This window comes from Microbacterium sp. LBN7 (assembly GCF_045690345.1).
Classification (GTDB): domain Bacteria; phylum Actinomycetota; class Actinomycetes; order Actinomycetales; family Microbacteriaceae; genus Microbacterium.
Genome location: NZ_CP147856.1, coordinates 628545 through 647956, shown reverse-complemented (window position 1 = coordinate 647956; position 19412 = coordinate 628545). Strand labels below are relative to the sequence as shown.

General features: G+C 70.1%; 19 protein-coding genes. 9 read left to right on the top strand and 10 right to left on the bottom strand.

Annotated elements, in window-relative coordinates:
- Position 1: 1 nt before the first annotated feature.
- Complete coding sequence (locus tag LBN7_RS03140) at positions 2 to 1987, bottom strand: primary-amine oxidase (protein WP_407360919.1); 1986 nt, start codon at positions 1985 to 1987, stop codon at positions 2 to 4.
- A gap of 101 nt (positions 1988 to 2088) precedes the next feature.
- Complete coding sequence (locus LBN7_RS03135; protein WP_407360918.1) at positions 2089 to 2673, bottom strand: TetR/AcrR family transcriptional regulator; 585 nt, start codon at positions 2671 to 2673, stop codon at positions 2089 to 2091.
- 65 nt (positions 2674 to 2738) lie between these two features.
- Between LBN7_RS03135 and LBN7_RS03130 the strand changes: the two genes are divergently transcribed.
- Together LBN7_RS03130 and LBN7_RS03125 are read left to right on the top strand one after the other, a co-directional pair.
- Positions 2739 to 3269, top strand: coding sequence for a hypothetical protein (locus LBN7_RS03130; protein WP_407360917.1), 531 nt, complete (start codon positions 2739 to 2741; stop codon positions 3267 to 3269).
- A 29-nt stretch (positions 3270 to 3298) separates the two neighbouring features.
- Positions 3299 to 3964, top strand: coding sequence for an SDR family oxidoreductase (locus LBN7_RS03125; RefSeq protein ID WP_116634722.1), 666 nt, complete (start codon positions 3299 to 3301; stop codon positions 3962 to 3964).
- Between the two features lie 18 nt (positions 3965 to 3982).
- Here the strand turns inward: LBN7_RS03125 and LBN7_RS03120 are convergent, their stop codons facing one another.
- Genes LBN7_RS03120 through LBN7_RS03095 form a run of 6 tightly spaced genes read right to left on the bottom strand, consistent with a single transcriptional unit; the run spans position 3983 to position 10060 of the window.
- Entirely contained in the window at positions 3983 to 5200 is a 1218-nt protein-coding gene (locus LBN7_RS03120) for a multidrug effflux MFS transporter (protein ID WP_243408854.1), read from the bottom strand.
- Entirely contained in the window at positions 5197 to 6177 is a 981-nt protein-coding gene (locus tag LBN7_RS03115) for an alpha/beta hydrolase (protein WP_116634724.1), read from the bottom strand. Before LBN7_RS03115 ends, LBN7_RS03120 begins: the two co-directional genes overlap by 4 nt.
- Positions 6174 to 7178: an alpha/beta hydrolase gene (locus tag LBN7_RS03110; protein ID WP_407360916.1), complete on the bottom strand. Its 1005-nt coding sequence runs from the start codon at positions 7176 to 7178 to the stop codon at positions 6174 to 6176. The genes LBN7_RS03115 and LBN7_RS03110 overlap by 4 nt, the downstream gene beginning before the upstream one ends.
- 48 nt (positions 7179 to 7226) lie before the next feature.
- Positions 7227 to 8186 (bottom strand): aldo/keto reductase, encoded by a 960-nt coding sequence (locus LBN7_RS03105; protein WP_341945938.1) that lies wholly within the window; start codon positions 8184 to 8186, stop codon positions 7227 to 7229.
- 8 nt (positions 8187 to 8194) lie between these two features.
- Entirely contained in the window at positions 8195 to 9295 is a 1101-nt protein-coding gene (locus LBN7_RS03100; RefSeq protein WP_407360915.1) for a zinc-binding dehydrogenase, read from the bottom strand.
- Between the two features lie 30 nt (positions 9296 to 9325).
- Positions 9326 to 10060, bottom strand: a complete 735-nt coding sequence (locus LBN7_RS03095) for an SDR family NAD(P)-dependent oxidoreductase (RefSeq protein ID WP_407360914.1) — start codon at positions 10058 to 10060, stop codon at positions 9326 to 9328.
- Positions 10061 to 10160: 100 nt separating this feature from the next.
- Here LBN7_RS03095 and LBN7_RS03090 point away from each other — a divergent pair, with 100 nt between their 5' ends.
- Positions 10161 to 11123 (top strand): aldo/keto reductase, encoded by a 963-nt coding sequence (locus LBN7_RS03090; protein WP_407360913.1) that lies wholly within the window; start codon positions 10161 to 10163, stop codon positions 11121 to 11123.
- Between the two features lie 37 nt (positions 11124 to 11160).
- Here the strand turns inward: LBN7_RS03090 and LBN7_RS03085 are convergent, their stop codons facing one another.
- Both LBN7_RS03085 and LBN7_RS03080 read right to left on the bottom strand, forming a co-directional pair.
- Complete coding sequence (locus LBN7_RS03085; RefSeq protein ID WP_407360912.1) at positions 11161 to 11484, bottom strand: DMT family transporter; 324 nt, start codon at positions 11482 to 11484, stop codon at positions 11161 to 11163.
- Positions 11481 to 11849: a DMT family transporter gene (locus LBN7_RS03080; protein ID WP_407360911.1), complete on the bottom strand. Its 369-nt coding sequence runs from the start codon at positions 11847 to 11849 to the stop codon at positions 11481 to 11483. Before LBN7_RS03080 ends, LBN7_RS03085 begins: the two co-directional genes overlap by 4 nt.
- 256 nt (positions 11850 to 12105) lie before the next feature.
- Here LBN7_RS03080 and LBN7_RS03075 point away from each other — a divergent pair, with 256 nt between their 5' ends.
- From LBN7_RS03075 to LBN7_RS03050, 6 genes are all read left to right on the top strand, one after another.
- Entirely contained in the window at positions 12106 to 13344 is a 1239-nt protein-coding gene (locus tag LBN7_RS03075) for a DUF222 domain-containing protein (RefSeq protein ID WP_407360910.1), read from the top strand.
- Between the two features lie 222 nt (positions 13345 to 13566).
- Entirely contained in the window at positions 13567 to 15096 is a 1530-nt protein-coding gene (locus tag LBN7_RS03070) for an ABC transporter substrate-binding protein (RefSeq protein ID WP_407360909.1), read from the top strand.
- A 68-nt stretch (positions 15097 to 15164) separates the two neighbouring features.
- Positions 15165 to 16106, top strand: a complete 942-nt coding sequence (locus tag LBN7_RS03065) for an ABC transporter permease (protein ID WP_116636876.1) — start codon at positions 15165 to 15167, stop codon at positions 16104 to 16106.
- On the top strand, positions 16103 to 17920 hold the full coding sequence (locus LBN7_RS03060; RefSeq protein ID WP_407360908.1) for a dipeptide/oligopeptide/nickel ABC transporter permease/ATP-binding protein: 1818 nt from the start codon (positions 16103 to 16105) through the stop codon (positions 17918 to 17920). The genes LBN7_RS03065 and LBN7_RS03060 overlap by 4 nt, the downstream gene beginning before the upstream one ends.
- Positions 17917 to 18750, top strand: a complete 834-nt coding sequence (locus LBN7_RS03055; protein WP_407360907.1) for an ATP-binding cassette domain-containing protein — start codon at positions 17917 to 17919, stop codon at positions 18748 to 18750. The genes LBN7_RS03060 and LBN7_RS03055 overlap by 4 nt, the downstream gene beginning before the upstream one ends.
- 47 nt (positions 18751 to 18797) lie before the next feature.
- Positions 18798 to 19385, top strand: a complete 588-nt coding sequence (locus tag LBN7_RS03050; protein WP_116636879.1) for a TetR/AcrR family transcriptional regulator — start codon at positions 18798 to 18800, stop codon at positions 19383 to 19385.
- Positions 19386 to 19412 lie beyond the last annotated feature (27 nt).

Here is a 19412-nt window from a genome sequence, read left to right as displayed (position 1 = left end):
TTCAGTGACCGCAGCTGCAGGCGTCGCCTCCGCCGCAGCATCTCTCCGCCGCCGGAGCGGCATGCGCCTGTGAGGACTCCGGCACGTCCATCGCGGGGTTCTGGTCGAGGAAGCCGTTCGGCTTGAACCAGAAGCCCGCGTAGTCGACGGGCATGATGGGCCAGTCCTCGGGGCGGGGGAAGTGCGTGAGCCCGAACGTGTGCCAGAGCACGATGTCCTCGCCGTCGATCGAGCGATCGCCCGCCGAGTACTCCGGCAGCCCCGCACCGCCCTGATGCGCGTTCGGGTAGCGACCCGCGGGCCAGATCTGCCCCGGCTCGTGCCGCGTCGCCCAGAGGTGCTTCGTGGCGAAGGCGGCACGTGCGGCGACCGACGACTCCGGATCGGCCATCAGCAGAGCGGTCGGCTCGGGGATCAGGTGATACGCGGTGGGGCGGCCCACCCGGTTGGTCCGCGTGGCGCTCTGCACCTCCCAGACGCGCGCGACCGACGTGTCGGCCTCGCGCTGCGCTGCCTGCTCCGTCGCGAGGAGCGTCTCCGACCAGGTGAACGCGTTGCCGAAGGGGTTGTCCGGACCCATCGGCACGCGCTGGGCGTCGATCTCGAGGAGTCGGTTGTCGTCTCCGTCGATCGCGACGTCGAGTCGGGCGCAGAACAGATGCTGGTGCACCGGGGCGAAGACGCCGGGTGCGAGCTCGGTCGCGTGCTTCTGCCGCACGCCGGGCTCGCCGGCTGCGGCGAAGACGATGCCGGTGGCCTTCGCGACGACCTCGATCGAGCCGTCGAGGGAGAAGTTCCAGTAGAAGCCGTAGTCGTAGTTGCCGATCGTCGAGAAGTACGACACCACGAAGCGGCGCGAGCGGCGCACGTCGGAGCGGCCGGAGAGGTCGGTGTGCTTCCAGAGGATGCCGTAGTCCTCTTCGTGCATGCAGATCACGTTCGGGATGCGCACCGGGTTGCCGTGATCGTCGGCCACATGGCCGTCGAGGTAGCGGATGACGCCGAGGCAGTCGCAGCCGAGCTCGAGGTGGTTGGCGTTCTTGCCGAGGAGGTACTCGCCGGCGTCGAAGTAGCTGATCCAGAAGCGTCCCGGTGCGGTGTCGCCGTACGGCACGACCATCTCCGGCACGCTCGCCCTGCTCAGCACCGAGCGCCCGGCGAACGAGACGTCGTGCAGCACCAGGCCTTCGCGCGCGTTGAAGTCCACGCGCATCGACCAGCCCTCCCACTCGACGAGGGAGCCTGTGACCGTGAAGCTCGGCCCCTCGGGCTGGGTGATCTCGATGGGCTTGAGGGTCGTGCGCGCGGCTCCCTGCGCCTCGGGGTAGTAGTTGCCGTGTCCGGCGGGGACCGGTACATCGCCGTGGTCCTCGACCCGGATGACGCTGTTCGTCGTGAGGTCGATGTGCACGATCAGTCCCTCGACGGGGTGCGCCCAGGGGGAGTCGGCCTCGTCGTCCTTGAGGAACGTGAGGGAGCGGATGACGCGGCGGCCGACCTCGTCGGCGCGGCCGGTGTATCCCGGAGCGAGCGGACCGCAGAACGCCAGCGCCATGTGCGCGGCGAGGCCGCGGCGCGTCATCGCGGCCTGCCACTCGGGCGAGGCCTTCGCGATCGTCTCGGCGCGCTCGTACTCCTCGAAGAGGTACTGCGGCTGGCCGTAGGGCGGCGCGTCGTTGGGCACCCGCTCGGTGCGGAGGACCTCGCCGCGGGTGATCGACACGATGACCTCGGTGGCGACGCCGGTGGCGATGTCGAGCAGCGTGACGTCGACTCGCCGGTCGATCGGCGCCCCGGGATGCCAGGCGGCGCGCTCCTGCTTCGTCGGCTCGTCGGGGAGCAGCATCGGCACGCGCGTGGTCTCGGTCATGAGGCCGGCGGCGTCGAGGACGGCGCGGGCGGCGGCGATCTCCGGGCCGGTGAGCGGATCGAGCGGATGCGGGACGGCGATCTTCTCGATCGAGACGGGCTGCGGGCGGTGGGACATCGTCGACCTCACTATTTTCGAGCAAGTGCTCAATAAACGGGTTGGCACGATCGTACGACGGAACGCCCGGCGTCACAAGACCCGGGCCGCGGCGGTGCGGATCAGGCGCGCCAGGGGGCGAGGATGCCCTCGAGCACGGCCAGGTGCGCCGAGGCCGGCTGAGGCTCGGTGACCTCGACCACCTGCTGGCCGTAGGTGATCGAGCGCAGCAGCGCCATCACGGCATCCTGCGGGGTCTCGGCGCGGAGCGTTCCATCGGCGACCGCCTCCTCGAGGGAGGAGCGGATGCTGTCCTGCCATGTCGCGAGGGTGGGCGCCCCGGCATCCGGCGTCGTCTCGAGGGTGGCGATGCGGCCCCAGAATCCGACGACCACGTGGGCCTCGGTGCGCGTGCGCTCGTCGATCGGAAGGACTTCGCGCATGAGCGCGTGCAGTCGGGGGAGGCCGCGCAGGCCCGCGGTGGCGTCGGCGATCCGCGTGTCGGTGCGACGGGTGACCTCGGCGGCGGCGGCGCGCACGACGTCGTCGAACCCGTCGAAGTAGTGCCAGAGCGATCCGGTCGCCACGCCGAGCTCCTTCGCGACCGCGCGCGACGACACGTTCTCGTGACCGTCGCGGGCGGCGACGGTCAGCAGCGCCTCGGCGATCTGCCGGCGGCGCTCATCGTGATCGACGATGCGGGGCACGTTCACATCCTGTCGCATCCGAGGGGGTATAGCTATCTTGAGCGTTCGATCAATATACTTCGCGGGTGGAGCATCTCCTGCCGGCGGCGCCGTGGCTGATGACCGCGGCGGCGATCGTCTCGGCCGCGGCCTGCGTGGCCGCGTGGCGCTCCGTGCCCTGGCAGGGCAGGCAGTCGGCGCTCGTGATGGCGGCGGTGATGCTGCTGGTGGCGGTCGGCGAGGGCGGTCCCGTCCTCGGCCTGATCCTCGGTGCGGTGCTGCTGCTCTCCGCGATGCTCGGGACCATGGGGGTCCGTGGAACGCCGGCCGCCGCCACATGCTGCCACCGCGCGCTCGTGTCGCTGGTGATGGCGATCTGCTCCTTCGAGAGCGCGTCGACCGGCCAGGCCGCCGCCGTGGCGGGTCACGGTCATGGCCAGGGGCTGTCGGGTCTGCTCTCGGTCGTCGTCGTGGTCGGGGTGATCAGCGTCGTGCTGTGGACGGTCGTCGCGGAGTGGGTCATCGAGCCGGTGCACCACGGGCGCACCGCGCGCCTGCTCACGACCGAGTCCTGGGCCATGGCGGCGGGAGTCGCCGTGATGTGCCTCGGGTTCTGACCGCTGATGCGGTCCGGTAGCGTGGCCGGATGCCCCTCGCCCTGATCACCGGCGCCGCGCGCGCGAACAGCATCGCGGCCGGCATCGTGCCGCGTCTGCGCGCGGCAGGCTGGACCGTCGTCACCAGCGACCTGCGCGATGCGGATCACCCGGCGGACCTCTCGACAGCGGAGGGCCCTGACGCTCTGATCGCCGAGGTCACCGCCGCGCACGGACCGATCTCGGCGCTCATCCTCAGCCATGCGCACGACGTCGAATCCGGGATCCTCGACACCACCGCCGAGAGCTTCGACCTGCACGTCGCCGTCAACGCCCGAGCGAGCCTGCTGCTGATCGCGGCGTTCGCGCGCCAGATCGGCGACGACGGCGGCGCGATCGTGGCGCTCACGAGCGACCACGTCACCGGCAACCTGCCGTACGGCGCGTCCAAGGGCGCGCTCGATCGGCTCGTGATCTCGGCGGCGCGCGAGCTCGGTCCACGGGGCATCTCGGCGAACGTGCTGAATCCCGGCCCGATCGACACCGGATGGATGGATGACGAGACGCGCACGCAGCTGGGAGAGATGACCCCGCTCGGTCGACTCGGTCGACCGGCCGACGTCGCGGCAGTCGTGGAGTTCCTCGTGTCCGACGAAGGGCGCTGGATCTCGGGTCAGCTGCTCAAGTCCGACGGGGCGTTCTCGGCGCGGTACTGAGACGCCGCCCCACGCGGCTCAGCCGCGAGCCGCCGGTCGAACGAACACCCAGGCGGCGAAGGCCGACGCCGCTGCGGCGACCGTCATGGTGAGGGCCATCGTCACGGCATCGGTGCCGCCGATCCCTGCGGCGAGCGGCGCGACGACCGGTCCGAAGAGGAAGGTCGCCATCCCGAGCAGCGCTGACGCGGTGCCTGCTCTGGCGCGGTGGTGGGCGAGGGCGAGCGTCTGCCCGTTCGGCCCGCCGATCCCCGCGCACAGCATGAAGCCGACGAGTGCCGCGACGACCCCGGTGACTCCGGTGCCGATCAGCGCGAGCACGAGGAACATCGTCGTCGCGACCAGGGTCGTGGTGATCCCGCCGAGGTACACGTTCAGCGGTCCCCAGCGGCGCACGACCAGGCGGCTCGTCTGTCCGCCGACGATGCTGGCCAGCGCGCCCGCAGCGAAGGCGAGGCTGAACTCCTGCGGGGTGAGGCCGAACTCGTCCTGCAGGACGAAGGAGGACATCGACAGGTAGGTGAAGAAGGCGACACCGCCACCCGCTGCGGCGATGAGCACGGCGAGGAAGAGGCGGTCGCGCACGACGGCGCCCGCGTGCCCGCCGAGTGCTCGCAGGCCGCCCCCGTGCCGCTCGGCGGAGGGCAGGGTCTCCGGCAGCGCGAGAACCACGACCAGGAGGAGGGCGATCCCGACACCGCCGAGCACCCAGAAGATCCCTCGCCAGTCCATGATGCGCGCGAGCTGCCCGCCCACCACGGGAGCGATGATCGGCGCCGTGCCCGAGACCAGGAACAGCAGCGACAGCATGCGGGAGAGCTCGACGCCGTCGAACTGGTCACGGGCGATCGCCAGGCAGATCACGATCCCGGCGGAGCCGGCGAGGCCCTGCAGGAAACGGGCGAGCAGCAGCAGCTCGATGCTCGGCGCCATCGCGCACAGCGCCGACAGCAGCGCGAAAGCCGTCACCCCCGCCATCAGCGGGAGTCGCCGGCCGTAGCGGTCGCTGAGCGGCCCCGCGACGAGCTGCCCGAGTCCGAGCCCGATCATGCACGCCGACATCGTCGCCTGGCCGAGTGCCTCGGTCGTCGCGAGGGAGGCAGCCAGCTGCGGCAGCTGCGGCAGATACAGGTCCATCGACAGCGGACCGAAGGCCTCCAGCATCCCCAGCACGAGCATCGCGTGCAGCGTGCCCATCCGCGGGCGCCCGGGTTCGCCGGAGACCGGGATGCTCATCCGTCGAGGCGGAGCGTGCGGCGCAGCCAGCTCTCGCGGGCGTCGTCCGCCGCCTTCGACACGGCGGCATCGGGGGAGAACCCGGAGAAGCCGTGATATCCGCCTGCCCAGACGTGCAGCTCGGCCTGACCGCCGGTCGCCCAGATGCGCAGGGCGTAGTCCACCGCCTCGTCGCGGAAGGTCTCGGCGGCGCCCACCTCGATGAACGCCGGCGCGAGGCCGGCGAGATCCGTCGCTCGTGCCGGTGCGGTGTACGGCGAGACCGCGTCGGTGAACCGCTCGGTCCCGGCGATCGCATCCCAGGCGGTGTCGTTGTTGTTGCGGTCCCACGCGCCGAAGCCGTCGTACTGACGACTCGAGACGGTCTGGTTGCGGTCGTCCAGCATGGGGCAGCCGAGGAGCTGTCCGGCCAGTCGTGGCCCTCCTCTGTCGCGGGCGATCAGCGCCACGGCAGCTGACAGCCCTCCGCCCGCGCTCACGCCGGACGCGATGATCCGGTCCGGGTCGATGCCGAGCTCCTCGGCATGGGCGACCATCCACTCCAGCGCCGCATAGCAGTCCTCGGCCTGCGCGGGGCCCGGATGCTCCGGGGCGAGGCGGTACTCGACGGCGATGCCGACCACGCCGTGTCGCTCTGCGAGATCGATCAGCTCGCCCGTGCCGAAGAACCTCGTCCCGAGGACCATGCCGCCGCCGTGGATCGAGAGCACCGCCGGGGCGGGGGCGGTCGCTGCTCTGCGCGGTCGCACGATCGTGATCTCGATGTCCGGCGCTCCCGGCGGCCCCGGGATGACGCGGTCCTCCCAGCTCACGGCCCGGCCCTCGACCTGCACGGACATCGGCGGGATGATCGTGGCGAAGTGGTCGCGGTTCGCGTGGATGGTGTCGGCGCGCAGCGGGATGATCTCGACGAGACTCACGAATGCCTCGAGTCCCGCGACGAGCTCGGGATCGTAGGGGACAGGGGGCAGGCTCATCGTCCGCTGCTCCACGTGCGGCGCAGCCAGGAGGCGCGGGCGGCGAGCGCGGCGCGGGAGATCTCGGCATCCGGCATGTACATGTCGAAGCCGTGCGCGCCTCCGCCCCACACATGGAGCTCGGCCTGGCCGCCCGTCGCCCAGAGGCGCAGGGCGTACTCGGTGTCCTCATCGCGGAACGCCTCCGCTTCGCCGACCTCGATGAAGGCCGGAGGGAGGTTCGACACGTCGGTCGCGCGGCTGGCGGCCGCGTAGGCCGGAGCCTCCGCGCTGAAGGCGAGCTCCTCGCCGAGCACGCACGACCAGGCGAGCAGGTTCATCTCGCGCTGCCACGTGCCGATGCCGTCGTACTGCCGGCTCGAGACCGTGGTGTTGGTGTTGTCGATCATGGGGCAGAGCAGCAGCTGGCCCGCCATGACCGGCCCCTGCCGGTCGCGTGCCATGAGGGCGACGGCGGCGGTGAGGCCACCGCCGGCGCTTCCGCCGCCGACGATGATGCGGTCGGGGTCCACGCCGAGTGCGGCGGCGTTCTCATGCAGCCAGACGAATCCGGCGTAGCAGTCCTCCACCCCTGCCGGGAACGGATGCTCGGGCGCGAGGCGGTACTCGACGTTGACGGCGACCACCCTGTGCTCGGCGACGATGTCGACGACCCGCGCGGTCTCCCACGAGCGGTGGCCGACGATCATGCCGCCGCCGTGGATGTTGAGGAAAGCGGGGAGGACCTCGCCGATGCTGCCGCGGGGACGGAAGATCGTGATCTCCACGTCCGGGGAGCCGGCCGGGCCGGGGATGACCCGATCCTCCCAGTCGATGTTGCGACCGGAGATCACCGAGTCGTTGTCGGGGAACATCCGATCCGTTCCTTCGCGAGGGAGCGTCGCGCGTGTGAGAGCGGGCTGCGGGTTCCGAGCGAGCTCGTCGAGCACGGCCTGCACCTCGGGGTCGAAGGGCACCGGTGTCACGGTCGGTCGGCCGGCGGCTGTGGCGGTGGCGGTCATGGTCTCTTTCCTTCGTGGGTGTTCGCTGTGCGTGTCGAAGCGCGGGGGTCAGGGTCCTTCGGGCGAGACCACGTCGCGGTCCGCCCAGAACGGTTCGACGAGACGGCGCAGCTCGGCCGCCCCGATGCGGTCGACGAGGGCGGCGGCGTCGAGGTTCGCGCGCAGCTGCTCGACGCTCGATGCCCCGAACAGCGTGGTGGTGAGCGCCGGATGGGTCAGGGTGAAGGCGATGCCCAGCTGCGCCGGCGAGACGTCGAGAGACGCCGCCGCTGCGGTGAATGCGGGGACGTCGTCGATGATCCGCTCGCGGATGTCGCCGGGGTCGCGGCCGATCTGCCGGTCGCCGGCGATCTTGCCCGCCAGCACACCGCCCTCGAGACAGTCGGATGCCTGCAGCGTGAGGCCCTGCTCCCACAGGCGGGCGAACGGCTCCCCATCGGGGATCGACCGCCGCGAGACGCTGTATTTGAGCTGAGCGATCTGGGGACCCGCGACCCCTTCGGCCGCCGCGATGTCGATCAGCTGCTGGATGCTCGCCGCGGACCAGTTGTTCACGCCCCAGGCGCGGATGAGCCCGGCATCCGTCAATCCGGCGAGGTCGAGAACGAGATCGCGCAGATCGAGGTCGTCGCGACGGAGGTCGCCGAGGATCACGAGGTCGGCGTGCTCCACGCCGACGCGCATCAGCGCGTTCTCGAGCTGTGGGCGGAATCCCTCGGCCCCGAACGACTCGAGCCACAGCTTCGACGACAGCAGCCACTCGTCCCGGCGGAGCCCCGCTGCGCGGACCATGCCTGCGAAGATGACGTCGGTGAACACCGGCGGCATGCCCGGCGCGGAGTACACGCCCACATCGAACAGGTTGATGCCCCGGTCGACGGCCTCACGGAGCATCGCGACCGCGTCGGCGAAGTCCATCCGGTCGTAGGTGTGCCAGGAGCCGAGCGAGAGCAGCGAGGCGTCGATGCCGCTGCGGCCGATCTCGCGGCGAGCGAGGGGAGTGGTCACGGTGGTCCTCACAGTCTCGGGTCGATGACGGCCTTGACCTCATCGAGGTGGTGCATGTTCGCGATCTTCGCGGAGGCATCGGCCAGTCCGACGGGTGCGCTGAACAGGTCGTCCCAGGGGAAGCGGCCGGCGAAGGCGGTGAAGAAGTCGATCGCGCGGGCGTAGTCGGAGATGTCGCCGTTGAGGGAGCCGACCACGGTGAGCTCCTTGCCCATGATCGTGCTGAGCGCGAAGCCGTCGCCGGCCGGACCGGTCGAGCCGACGATCACGACCGTGCCGCGCTGGGCGGCCATGCCGATCGCGTCGGGGCCGACGCTCGGAGCGCCGGCGAAGTCGAAGACGTGGTCGGCGCCGCGACCGTCGGTCAGCTCCATGACCTGCTCGATGACCGGTCCCTCGCGGAAGTCGACGACGGCATCCGCTCCGAACCGCGCGGCGAGTTCGAGACGCGCGGCCGGCGCGCCCACCGTGATCACCTGGCCGGCGCCGGCGATCCTGGCGACCGCGGTGGCGAAGATGCCGAGAGCACCGGAGCCCTGCACCACGACCGTCGAACCGGGGCGGATGCGTCCGCCGCGCTCGAAGGATCGGAGGACGGTCTTCGCGGCGCATCCCGCCATCGAGGCCCAGGTGTCCTTGACCGATGCCGGCAGCAGGAGCTTGGCCGCGCCCCGAGTGACGTACGCGTACTCGGCGAGACCGGCGGTGGCGAAGGGGTGCACGTCCGTGCGCTGCAGGAAGCCGTAGCCGCGGCGGGAACACGCGACGGGCTCGCGCAGCACGACGCAGCCGTGGCATTCGCCGCAGGTCGATTCGGACCAGCCGATGCGGTCGCCGGGGGCGAGCGGGCGGCCCAGGGCGTCTCTCGTCTCCGGGCCGGCGGCGACGATCTCGCCGACCATCTCGTGACCGAGCACCATCGGGAGCATGCCGGGGAAGGTCATCCGTCCCTCCCAGATCTCGATGTCCGTGCCGCAGAGTGTGGTGCACGCGATGCGGACGAGAGCGGCGCCCGGCTCGATCTCGGTCGGCAGGGGAAGATCCTGCAGGGTGAGCGGCTCGTGGTGCGCGGTGAGCACGGCCGCGCGCGTGGTGGTGGGGATCGTCATGATGTCCTGTCCGGTGAGGGCGAAGTCGGTTCAGACCAGGAGCTGTCCGCCGTCGACGGCGACGGAGACCCCGGTGATGTGGCTGGCGGCGTCGCTCGCGAGGAACAGGACGAGCGGGGTGATCTGGTCGACCTCGGCGATCGTGCCGAGCGGGATGCGCGACTCCCAGGCGGCGCGGGCCTGCGGGTCGTCGGCGAACGCGGCGGTCAGGGGAGTGAGGACGGGGCCGGGGGCGACGGCGTTCACTCGGACGCCGGAGGCGGCGAGCTCGATCGCCGCGGTACGCGTGAGGGCGTCGACCGCGGCCTTCGTCGCCTCGTAGTGGCCGAGGCCCGGTGTGGGCTGCCGCGCGCCGATCGATGAGATGTTCACGATGCTGCCGCGACCGGCCTCGGCGAGGAGGGCTCCGAAGACCCTCAGCATGAGGAAGGTGCCGCGCACGTTGACGCGGAGCGCGGCGTCGACCACGTCGACGGGAACCTCCTGCAGGGTGCCTCCGCCGGCGACGATCCCCGCGTTGTTCACGAGCACGTCGAGTCCGCCGGCCGCGACGATCCGCTCGGCGGCGGCGAGGACGGATGCTTCGTCGCCGATGTCGAGCGTGAGAGCGGTCGCGCCGATCGCGGTTGCGGCTTCGGCGGCGGCATCCGCGTTCACGTCTCCGATGAAGACGGTGGCGCCCTCGGCGCGGTACGCGGCCGCGATGCCGCGACCGAGCCCGGAGGCGCCTCCGGTGACCAGGATGCGGCGGGGGGATTTGGTCATGTTCGTCCTCACTGACGGTGTCGCGACGGGGGTGTCTCCGTTATATTCTACAAACATAGAAAAACACAACCCCGCGTTCGCGCGTCCCGAAGGAGTCGTCATGCCCGATCAGACATATGCCCGGAGGCCGCTGCGCCCGGGCGGCGCACCGGTGCCGCCGCTCGCGCTCGGGTCCTGGAACACGTGGGACCGCATGTCGCAGGACGATGCGGTCTCGCTGATCCGTCGGGCCGTCGACCTCGATGCCGGATTCTTCGATGTCGCCTTCTACAACATGGGTCCGCACGCGGAGAACTCGAGGACGGACATCCTCTTCGGGGAGGCGCTCCGCAGGAGCGGGGTGGACCGCTCCGAGATCGTGCTGTGCGGAAAGCTCTGGCTGTGGGACTGGCCGAACCAGGGCTTCCGGGCGCAGATCGTCGAGTCGCTCCGACGCGCCGGCCTCGATCGTTTCGACACGCTGGTCGTGGGTGACTACATCGACGCGCCCGACCTGTCGCGCCTGGTCGCCGACGTGGACGAGCTGATCGACGAAGGGCTCGTCGGCTCCTGGGGCATCAACAACTGGCGCATCGAGCACACGCGAGCGGCCCTGGCCGAGGCCGCGACCCAGGGGGTCGCCGGCCCTGTGTTCGCGCAGCTGAAATACGGCATCGCCCGGCGCTCGATGGCGGAGGGGCAGGCGTACGGGCCGCTGTTCGCGGACGGCACGCTGACCCTGCAGGCGTCCGACGTGTTCGAGGGCGGCATCCTCGCCACGGGTCGCGCGCCGCAGCGCAAGATCGGCGCGGACGTCGGCGGCATCCGGGAGCGGATCGCCGAGATCTACCCGGAGGTCGAGCGGGTCGCCGGAGAGTTCGGCGTCTCTCCCGCCGCCCTCGGCATCGCGTTCTGCCTGGCGAATCCCGCGACGTCCAACGTGCTGTTCGGCGCGTCACGGGTCGCGCAGCTCGAGCAGAATCACGCGGCGCTGGCGCTGGCCCGCGACCACGGCGCGGAGGTCCGGGCCGCGCTCGCCGGATGCTGGGTCGACCGGGAGGTGAGGGCAGACGGGGTGTGGTGACCCGGCGGCGGACGTCGCGCGGGTCGGCCGGCCTGCGTCAGTGGGCGCCGCCGAATTCGATGAGAGCCACCCCGACCACGATCAGGGCGACCCCGATCGCCATCATGGCGGAGAAGTGATCCTTGAAGATGACGCGACCGAGCACCGCGGTGAGGGCCACGCCGGCGGCGGCCCAGACGCCGTAGGCCACGCCCACCGGCATCCCCATCGCGAGGATCGCGCCGAGCAGGGTGAATGCGGCGAGGTAGCCCACGACGATCACGGGGATCCAGCGCTTGCGACGAAGTCCCTCTGATGCGCGCAGGCTCAGAGTCGCGGTGACCTCGCTCGCGATCGCGAGGGCGAGCAGCAGCCAGGTCATGACGCCGCCCCTGCGCTGTCGCGTGCGTGGGATCCGAGCTCGACCAGCAGCACTCCGACCACGATCACCCCGACGCCGACGATCTGCACCGGGCCGAGCAGCTCGCCGAACAGAACCGTTCCGAGGACCGCGGTGAGCACCACGCCGATCGCCGACCAGATCCCGTAGGCGACGCCGACCGGCATCCCGCGATCCAGCACGATCGACAGCAGCCAGAGCGAGCCGCTGTAGCCGATGGCCACCAGGATGAGCCAGAGCGGATGCGTGAAGCCCTCAGCTGCGCGCAGGGCGAGTGTGGCCGACACCTCGAGGGCGATGGCGACCAGCAGCGGCGGCCAGGCCGAACCGCGGGGGTGAGGGGTCATCGTGCGCCTTTCGTGGAGCGTCCGAGGGGGAGAACGAGTCCGGAGCTCGGGGGATTCCCGCGGGGGGTGCGGTGGTGGCGCAGTATGCCGATCTATCAGCATTCACTTCGAACATAGCTTCGAATATAGAGTGTACGCACCGTAGAATCGGGGTATGTCGAAGCTCACTGGATTGCATCAGGCGGTCGCCCGTCTCGATGTGGCGTGGGCGGGCGCGGATGACGCGATGGGGTTGTCGCGGGAGCAGCTCATCGCCGTGAACGACGCTCTCGGGGCGCTGCAGCGATGCGCCGATGCTGTGCATGCGGGGGTTGCGGCGGGGATCGCGCACGAGTCGCGGAGGGAGTTGGGGGCGGGGAGTCTGGCGAAGGAGCACGGCTTCCGGACGGCGGCGAAGCTGATCGCCGCGACCACCGGAATCTCGTCGGGTGATGCGTCGCGGTTGGTGACGGTGGGGCAGGCGACCGCACCCCGCACAGACCTGTTGGGGGCACGGTTGCCCGCCCGGTACGAGGTGTTGCGGGCAGCGTTGGCTGCTGGGGTCATTGGTGTGGCGGCCGCGGGGCTGATCATCGCGTTGTTGGACCGGTGCCGCGTCGTGGCGGGGACGGAACGGATCCTCGAGGCGGAGACGCTGCTGACGGAGCGTGCGGTGGGGTTGGGGTTGGATGAGCTGCGGAAGCTGATCACTCGGGCTGAGGCCTGGTTGGATCCCGACGGGGTCGAGCCGAAGGAGGAGGAGAGGCGGGCGAAGCGGGCGCTGAAGATCTTCGAACGCGATGGGATGGTGCACCTCAGTGCGGTGCTCGATGCGGAGACCGCGGCGCCGGTGGTGACCGCGATCCGCGGGTTCGTGTCGGCGGCGTTCGCTGCCCGGAAGGATGCCCCCGATGCGGAGGCGGCGGATGCGGATCGCCGCACAGTGGCGACGATTCAGGCTGATGCCCTGGCCGCGTTCTGCGCGCACATCCTCGGGTGCGAATCGCGGATGCCGCTTGCCGGGGCGACCGTGATCGTCCGGCTCACCCTGGATGATCTGCAGTCCGGGGCCGGATCAGCGACCGTGGACGGACTCGACCAGCGAGTCGGTGTGGGCGCTGCGCGGCGGATGGCCGCCGGGGGCGGAGTCATCCCGTGGGTCATGGGCGGGCGCAGCGAGATTCTCGACTGGGGTCGGGAGAAACGCCTCTTCACCCGGGCGCAACGCCTGGCGCTCGTGGAACGGGATGGCGGGTGTGCGATGTGCGGGCTCCCGCCCGAGATGACGAAAGCCCACCACATCCGCTGGTGGCAACGCGATCACGGGCCGACCGATCTCGCCAACGGGGTCCTGCTCTGCGAGACCTGTCATCACCGTATCCACGACAACGGGTGGGACATCCACATCGACGGCACGGGTATCGCGGCCCGGGTCTGGTTCACCCCGCCCCGGTACGTCGATCCCGCCCGCACACCGCGCCTCGGCGGCCGCGCACGGTTCGACATCGCCGCCTGAGCAGCGCCAGACCCGTCCTCGCCGACGAGTCCTGCGCGCTCGGACGAGCCGGGTGCGTCGGGAGGCATGACCGCTGCGTCGTCGGGCGAAGATCGCTGTTGCGCTCTTTTTCCACACATGTAGACTAACCAGCACGACACATCGAAGTGGCGTCGGATCCGGCTCTCCGGCCAGCGGCTCTTCGAACCTTCTTCACCCTCCCTGCATCCGAGAGAAGGAACCATGAAACGAATGCCCCTCGCGCTCGCCGCAGCAGTGGCCGCGACCCTCGCGCTCACCAGCTGCAGCGGCGGAACGTCTCCGTCACCGTCCGACGGCAGCGGCGCCGAAGGACCCGACGCTCTCAACATCGGCAACTTCCTCGACGTCACCTCCTGGGATCCGTCACTGGCCGACATCGGCTTCGACGGTCCCTACCTCTCTGCGGTCTATGACGCGCTGATCGCCCTCGACGAGGACGGCGCGCCCATCCCGTCGCTCGCGACCGAATGGACCGTCGCCGACGACGATCTGAGCATCGACCTCGACATCCGGACCGACGCGGTCTTCAGCGACGGCACCCCGGTCGATGCGGATGCCGTGGTGAAGAGCCTCGAATACCTCAAGGCCGGCCCGCGCTCCGGCGAGGCGTACCTCAATGTCGCCTCGTTCGAGAAGGTCGACGACGACACGATCAGCATTCGGCTCACGCAACGCGACGACACGATCCTCTATCTGATGGGTCTCGGCCGCAGCTACGTGATGTCGCCGGCGTCCATCGAGGCCGGGTCTCTCGGCAAGGAGCCGATCGGTTCCGGCCCCTATGTGCTCGACAGCACCACGAGCGTCGCCGGCGCGGAGTACCACTTCACCAAGACCGCCGACCATTGGGATGCCGCGACGTATCCGTTCTCCGAGCTGTCGATCTTCCCGATCACCGACGCCACCGCTCGGCACAACGCCATGCTCAGCGGCCAGATCAACGTGCAGTACGGCGACGTCGCCAACCTCGAGCAGGCGGGGCAGCAGGGATGGAACGTCGCCCAGCGCGTCTCCGGCTGGGCGGGCCTCGTGATCACCGACCACACCGGTGCCAAGAGCGAGCCGCTCGGCAAGCTCGAGGTGCGGCAGGCACTCAACTACGCCTTCGACGGCGCCGCGGTCCTCGCCGCCGTCGGCAGCGGAGCCGGAGTCGCCACCAACCAGGTCTTCCCCGACGGCGGCGACATCAACGATCCGGCGCTGAACGAGACCTACGCCTACAACATGGGCAAGGCCAAGGAGCTGCTGGCGGATGCCGGATACCCCGACGGCTTCGCGATCTCGATGCCCATGTCGCCGATCTTCGAGATGTGGAAGCCCTCCGCCGAGCAGGCGCTCAACGAGCTCGGGGTGACGGTGACCTGGGACAACATGCAGATGCCGGACTACCAGCTGAACGCGCCGAACTACCCGATGTTCATCTCCTTCCTGGCGATGGACGGGAACGACGTCGCGACGGTGGCTCGTCAGGTCACCAGCGTGCAGTGGTTCAACCCCGAGCCCGACTACGCGCAGAACGACGTCATCGCTCCGCTCGTCGAGAAGGTGCAGACCGAGCGCGGCGACGCGCAGACCGCGGCCATCGAAGAGCTGAACAAGGCTCTCGTCGATCAGGCGTGGTGGTCGGTCTGGTATCAGGCGAACAACATCTACTACACCGCGAGCGGCATCCAGCTGCAGCCGGTCGTCGGGATGATGTTCCCGACGCTGCGCTACATCACTCGGGGCTGACGCTCCGGCCGGGGCGGCGCTCGCGTCCGCCCCGGCCCACCCCTTCCCCTCCGACCCGAGAGGTCCCCATGCTTCTGTTCACGGCGAAGCGCGTGCTGTCCGGTCTGGTTCTGCTGGTCGCGGTCTCGATCGGCACCTTCTTCCTCGCCCACCTCGCGATCAGCGACCCGACGGCATCGCTCCTCGGCACCACGGCGAGCCCCGCGCAGCAGGCCGCCCTCGCCGAGAAGATCGGGCTCGACCGTCCCCTGCTCGTGCAGTTCTGGGACTGGCTCTCGCACGCGGCACTGCTCGACTTCGGCGTCTCCTGGCGCAACTTCCAGCCGATCTCCGAGCAGCTCGCCGTCAAGGTCCCGGTGACCCTGTCGGTGGTGACGCTCGCGACTCTCATCACCGCGGTGATCGGCGTCGTGTTCGGGATGATCACCGGTCTCCGACCCGGCACGTGGTTCGACCGGTGCATCAAGGGGATCTCTGTCGTGCTCTTCGCCCTCCCCGGCTTCTGGGTGAGCCTCGTGCTGGTGATGTGGCTCGCCGTCCAGCTCAAGTGGTTCCCCGCGGTCGGCTACGTGCCGCCGACGCAGTCCGTCGACGGGTGGCTGCGGTCGATCACGCTCCCCGCCGTCTCACTAGCCCTCGGCGGCATCGTCGCCGTCGCCGAGCAGCTGCGCAATGCGGTGATCGCGCAGAGCCGGCAGGACTGGGTCCGCACCCTCCGCAGTCGTGGCCTGTCGCCCGCCAGGGTCAACCTGCACATCCTGCGCAACGCTTCGCCGGCCGCCCTCACGGTGATCGCCCTGATGTTCGTCGGGCTGCTCTCCGGCGCGGTCGTGGTCGAGCAGATCTTCAGCCTCCCGGGTCTCGGGCAGCTCACCAACCAGTCCTCGCAGAACGGCGACATCCCGATGCTGCTCGGCATCACCGTCATCTCGATCGTCTTCGTCGTCCTCATCAACCTCCTGCTCGACCTCGTGCTCGGCTGGATCAACCCGAAGGTGCGCGTCGCATGACCACGACAGACATCCGTGTCGCCTTCGACAGGGCGGCCCAGAAGCGCCGGTCCGGCCTGTTCCGCCGTTTCCTCCGGCACCCCGGAGGCTTCATCCCGTTGGCGATCTTCGCGGCGGTCGTGCTGGTCGGCGTCCTCGCCCCGCTTCTCGCGCCGATGGATCCGAACCTCGTCGATCTCGCCGCGGCGAAGGCCGCGCCGGGACCGGAGCACCTCCTCGGCGGGGACTCCACCGGCCGCGACATCCTGTCCCGCCTCATCTACGGCACGCGCACCACGCTGTGGGGGGCTCTCATCACGGTCGTCACGGCGCTCGTGCTCGGCGTGCCGTCCGGTGTGGCGGCCGGCTACTTCGGCGGCGTCTTCGACCGCCTCGCGACGTGGATCAGCGATGCGCTGCAGTCGATCCCCGGCATGATCATCCTGCTGGTGGTCGCCGCAGGCAGCCGCAACAACTTCGAGCTGCTCATGGCGACGGTCGGGGTGTTCATGGTGCCCGGCTACTTCCGGATCTCGCGCTCGCAGACGCTCGCTGTGCGGGGCGAGCCGTACATCGACGCCGCCCGCGTCTCCGGACTGTCGGACGCGCGCATCATCTTCCGCCACGTGATCAGAGCGGTGTATCCGCCCGTGATCATCCAGACGGCGCTGACGGCCGGCATCGCGATGGGCATGCAGGCCGGGCTCCAGTTCCTCGGTATCGGCGACTCGAACGTCCCCAGCTGGGGCGCGATGATGCTCGAGGGCTTCCGCCTCATGCTCACCTATCCGCTCATGCTGCTCTGGCCGTCGGCTGCACTCGGGCTCACGATCGCCGTCCTGGCGATCATGGGGTCGACCCTCGCCGAGCTGGTGCAGGTGCGCACCCCACGGGCGTCGCGTCGGAAGGCGGATGCCGTCGTCGCTGGGCCATCGACCTCGGCCACGGGCAGCGCCCAGCACGAAGCCGCGCACGCCGCGCTCCGCATCGACAACCTTCGTGTCGCGCACGTCACGCCGAACGGCGAGACCGAGGTCGTGCACGGTGTCACCCTCGACATCGCGCCGGGCGAGGTCGTCGGGATCGTGGGGGAGTCGGGGTCGGGCAAGTCGCAGACCGTGTTCTCGGTGCTCGACCTGCTGCCATCGACAGGGCGAGCGACGGCCGATGCGATCTGGGTGGGCGGCAAGGACATCAGCCGCGCGAGTGGGAAGCAGCGCCACGCGCTGCTCGGGCGGGAGATCGGCTACGTGCCGCAGGAGCCGATGAGCAACCTCGACCCGTCCTACACGATCGGCCACCAGCTCATCGAGCCGCTCCGGCGGACCCACGGGCTGAGCCGGGTCGAGGCGAAGGAGCGCGCTCGAGCCATGCTCGTCCGCGTCGGCATCACAGATCCGGTCCGCGTCCTGCGCAGCTACCCGCACCAGATCTCCGGCGGCATGGCACAGCGCGTCCTGATCGCCGGCGCGATCGCGGGCAAGCCCTCGCTGCTCGTGGCCGACGAGCCGACGACCGCACTCGACGTCACCGTGCAGGCGGAGGTGCTCGAGCTCCTGCGTGAGCTGCAGGCGGAATACGGGATGGCGCTGCTCATCGTGACCCACAATTTCGGCGTCGTGGCCGACATCTGCGATCGCGTCATCGTGATGCGCGGCGGCGAGATCGTCGAAGCGGGCCCGGTCGACGAACTCTTCGCGACGCCGGCCGCCGACTACACGCGCGCCCTCATCTCGGCGTCACTCGACGATGTCGCCGGGCGCGCCGAACTCGACCGCGCCGATCTCGACCGCGCCGAGCGCCCGGTCGTGCAGACCACGGAGGTGACGGCATGACTGCCCTGCTCGAAGTGGAAGACCTCGTGGTCGACTACGGCCACGGACGCCGTGCATTCCGCGCACTGCACGGGATCTCCCTCGACATCGCGCCGGGCGAGTGCCTCGGGCTGGTCGGGGAATCGGGCTCCGGCAAATCGACTCTCGGCAAGGCGATCCTCGGACTCGCGCCGGTCACCAGCGGCTCCATCCGCTTCGACGGTCACGAGATCAGCCGCCTCGGCGCCCGGCGAAGGCGTGCGCTCGCCGACGATGTGCAGGTCGTTTTCCAGGACCCGTACGGCTCACTGAACCCCGCGATGACGATCGGCGACATCCTGGCCGAACCCCTGCTCACCACGGGCATCGGCGCGAAGGCCGCCGAGAGCCGGGTGCGCGACATGCTCGATCGCGTGCGGCTGCCCGAGTCGTCCATGGATCGGTATCCGAGCGAGTTCTCGGGCGGACAGCGTCAGCGCGTCGCGATCGCGAGGGCGCTCGTGCGCGGACCTCGCCTGATCGTGTGCGACGAGCCGGTCAGCGCGCTCGACCTCACGACGCAGGCGACCATCCTCGACCTGTTCATCGAGCTGCAGCGAGACACCGGCGTCGCCTACCTCTTCGTGTCTCATGACCTCGGCGTGGTGCGCCGGGTCTGCCACCGGGTCGCGGTCATGTACCGGGGCGAGATCGTGGAGATCGGCGACGGGGAACAGGTCACGCGGTCGCCGCAGCATCCGTACTCCGAGCGGCTGCGCCTCGCCTCTCCGGTCGCAGACCCCGTCGCCCAGCGAGGACGACGTGCCGAATGGCTCGCTCTCCGGGAGGTGCGCGATGCGGCGGTACGGTAGCTCCAGGCCGGATCATCGCGTCGTCCACGACCGGCCGGAAGGACTCCATGCCGAAGATCATCGATCACGACCAGCGTCGACGGGACATCGTCGAGGTGGCGAAGAGCATCATCCTCAAGGGTGGCTTCGAAGCGGCGACGATGCGCAGCATCGCCGCCGAGGCGGGCTTCGCCAACGGCGCGTTGAAGCACTACTTCCCCGGCAAGGAGAGCATCGTCGCGGCGACCTTCGAGACGATCCTGCAGCAGATGTCGGAGGGCGTTCAGGCCGCAGGCGCGGAGCCGACGACGGCGGATGCCGCGCTGCGCGGGTTCCTGGAGGCCACGATCCCGCGCGATCAGGCACAGATCGCCGCGGGCCGGGTGCTGCTCGCCCTGTGGGAGTACGCGATGGCGAACGAGTCGCTCGCGGACCTGTACCGGAGCCACCTCGCTGCCTGGCGGGCGTCGCTCATCGAGCGGATGGAAGCCGCGCGCGACGAGGGCACGATCCGCGACCAGGACTTCGGCGCCAGGGCGAACGAGTACATCTCGGTCGCGGTCGGAGCGACCGTCATCAACCTCATGTACCCGGACGGCGAGCGCATCGCCGACTACGAGACCTACATCGACCAGTTCCTGGCGCGACTCCGCTGACGGCGACGCGCCCGATCCGAGAGGACG

Coding starts and splice junctions, on each gene's coding strand:
- LBN7_RS03140 (WP_407360919.1), bottom strand. CDS start 1,987: ATGTCCCACCGCCCGCAGCCCGTCTCGATCGAGAAGATCGCCGTCCCG.
- LBN7_RS03125 (WP_116634722.1), top strand. CDS start 3,299: ATGCCCCTCGCCCTGATCACCGGCGCCGCGCGCGCGAACAGCATCGCG.
- LBN7_RS03120 (WP_243408854.1), bottom strand. CDS start 5,200: ATGAGCATCCCGGTCTCCGGCGAACCCGGGCGCCCGCGGATGGGCACG.
- LBN7_RS03115 (WP_116634724.1), bottom strand. CDS start 6,177: ATGAGCCTGCCCCCTGTCCCCTACGATCCCGAGCTCGTCGCGGGACTC.
- LBN7_RS03110 (WP_407360916.1), bottom strand. CDS start 7,178: ATGACCGCCACCGCCACAGCCGCCGGCCGACCGACCGTGACACCGGTG.
- LBN7_RS03100 (WP_407360915.1), bottom strand. CDS start 9,295: ATGACGATCCCCACCACCACGCGCGCGGCCGTGCTCACCGCGCACCAC.
- LBN7_RS03095 (WP_407360914.1), bottom strand. CDS start 10,060: ATGACCAAATCCCCCCGCCGCATCCTGGTCACCGGAGGCGCCTCCGGG.
- LBN7_RS03090 (WP_407360913.1), top strand. CDS start 10,161: ATGCCCGATCAGACATATGCCCGGAGGCCGCTGCGCCCGGGCGGCGCA.
- LBN7_RS03085 (WP_407360912.1), bottom strand. CDS start 11,484: ATGACCTGGCTGCTGCTCGCCCTCGCGATCGCGAGCGAGGTCACCGCG.
- LBN7_RS03080 (WP_407360911.1), bottom strand. CDS start 11,849: ATGACCCCTCACCCCCGCGGTTCGGCCTGGCCGCCGCTGCTGGTCGCC.
- LBN7_RS03070 (WP_407360909.1), top strand. CDS start 13,567: ATGAAACGAATGCCCCTCGCGCTCGCCGCAGCAGTGGCCGCGACCCTC.
- LBN7_RS03065 (WP_116636876.1), top strand. CDS start 15,165: ATGCTTCTGTTCACGGCGAAGCGCGTGCTGTCCGGTCTGGTTCTGCTG.
- LBN7_RS03060 (WP_407360908.1), top strand. CDS start 16,103: ATGACCACGACAGACATCCGTGTCGCCTTCGACAGGGCGGCCCAGAAG.
- LBN7_RS03055 (WP_407360907.1), top strand. CDS start 17,917: ATGACTGCCCTGCTCGAAGTGGAAGACCTCGTGGTCGACTACGGCCAC.
- LBN7_RS03050 (WP_116636879.1), top strand. CDS start 18,798: ATGCCGAAGATCATCGATCACGACCAGCGTCGACGGGACATCGTCGAG.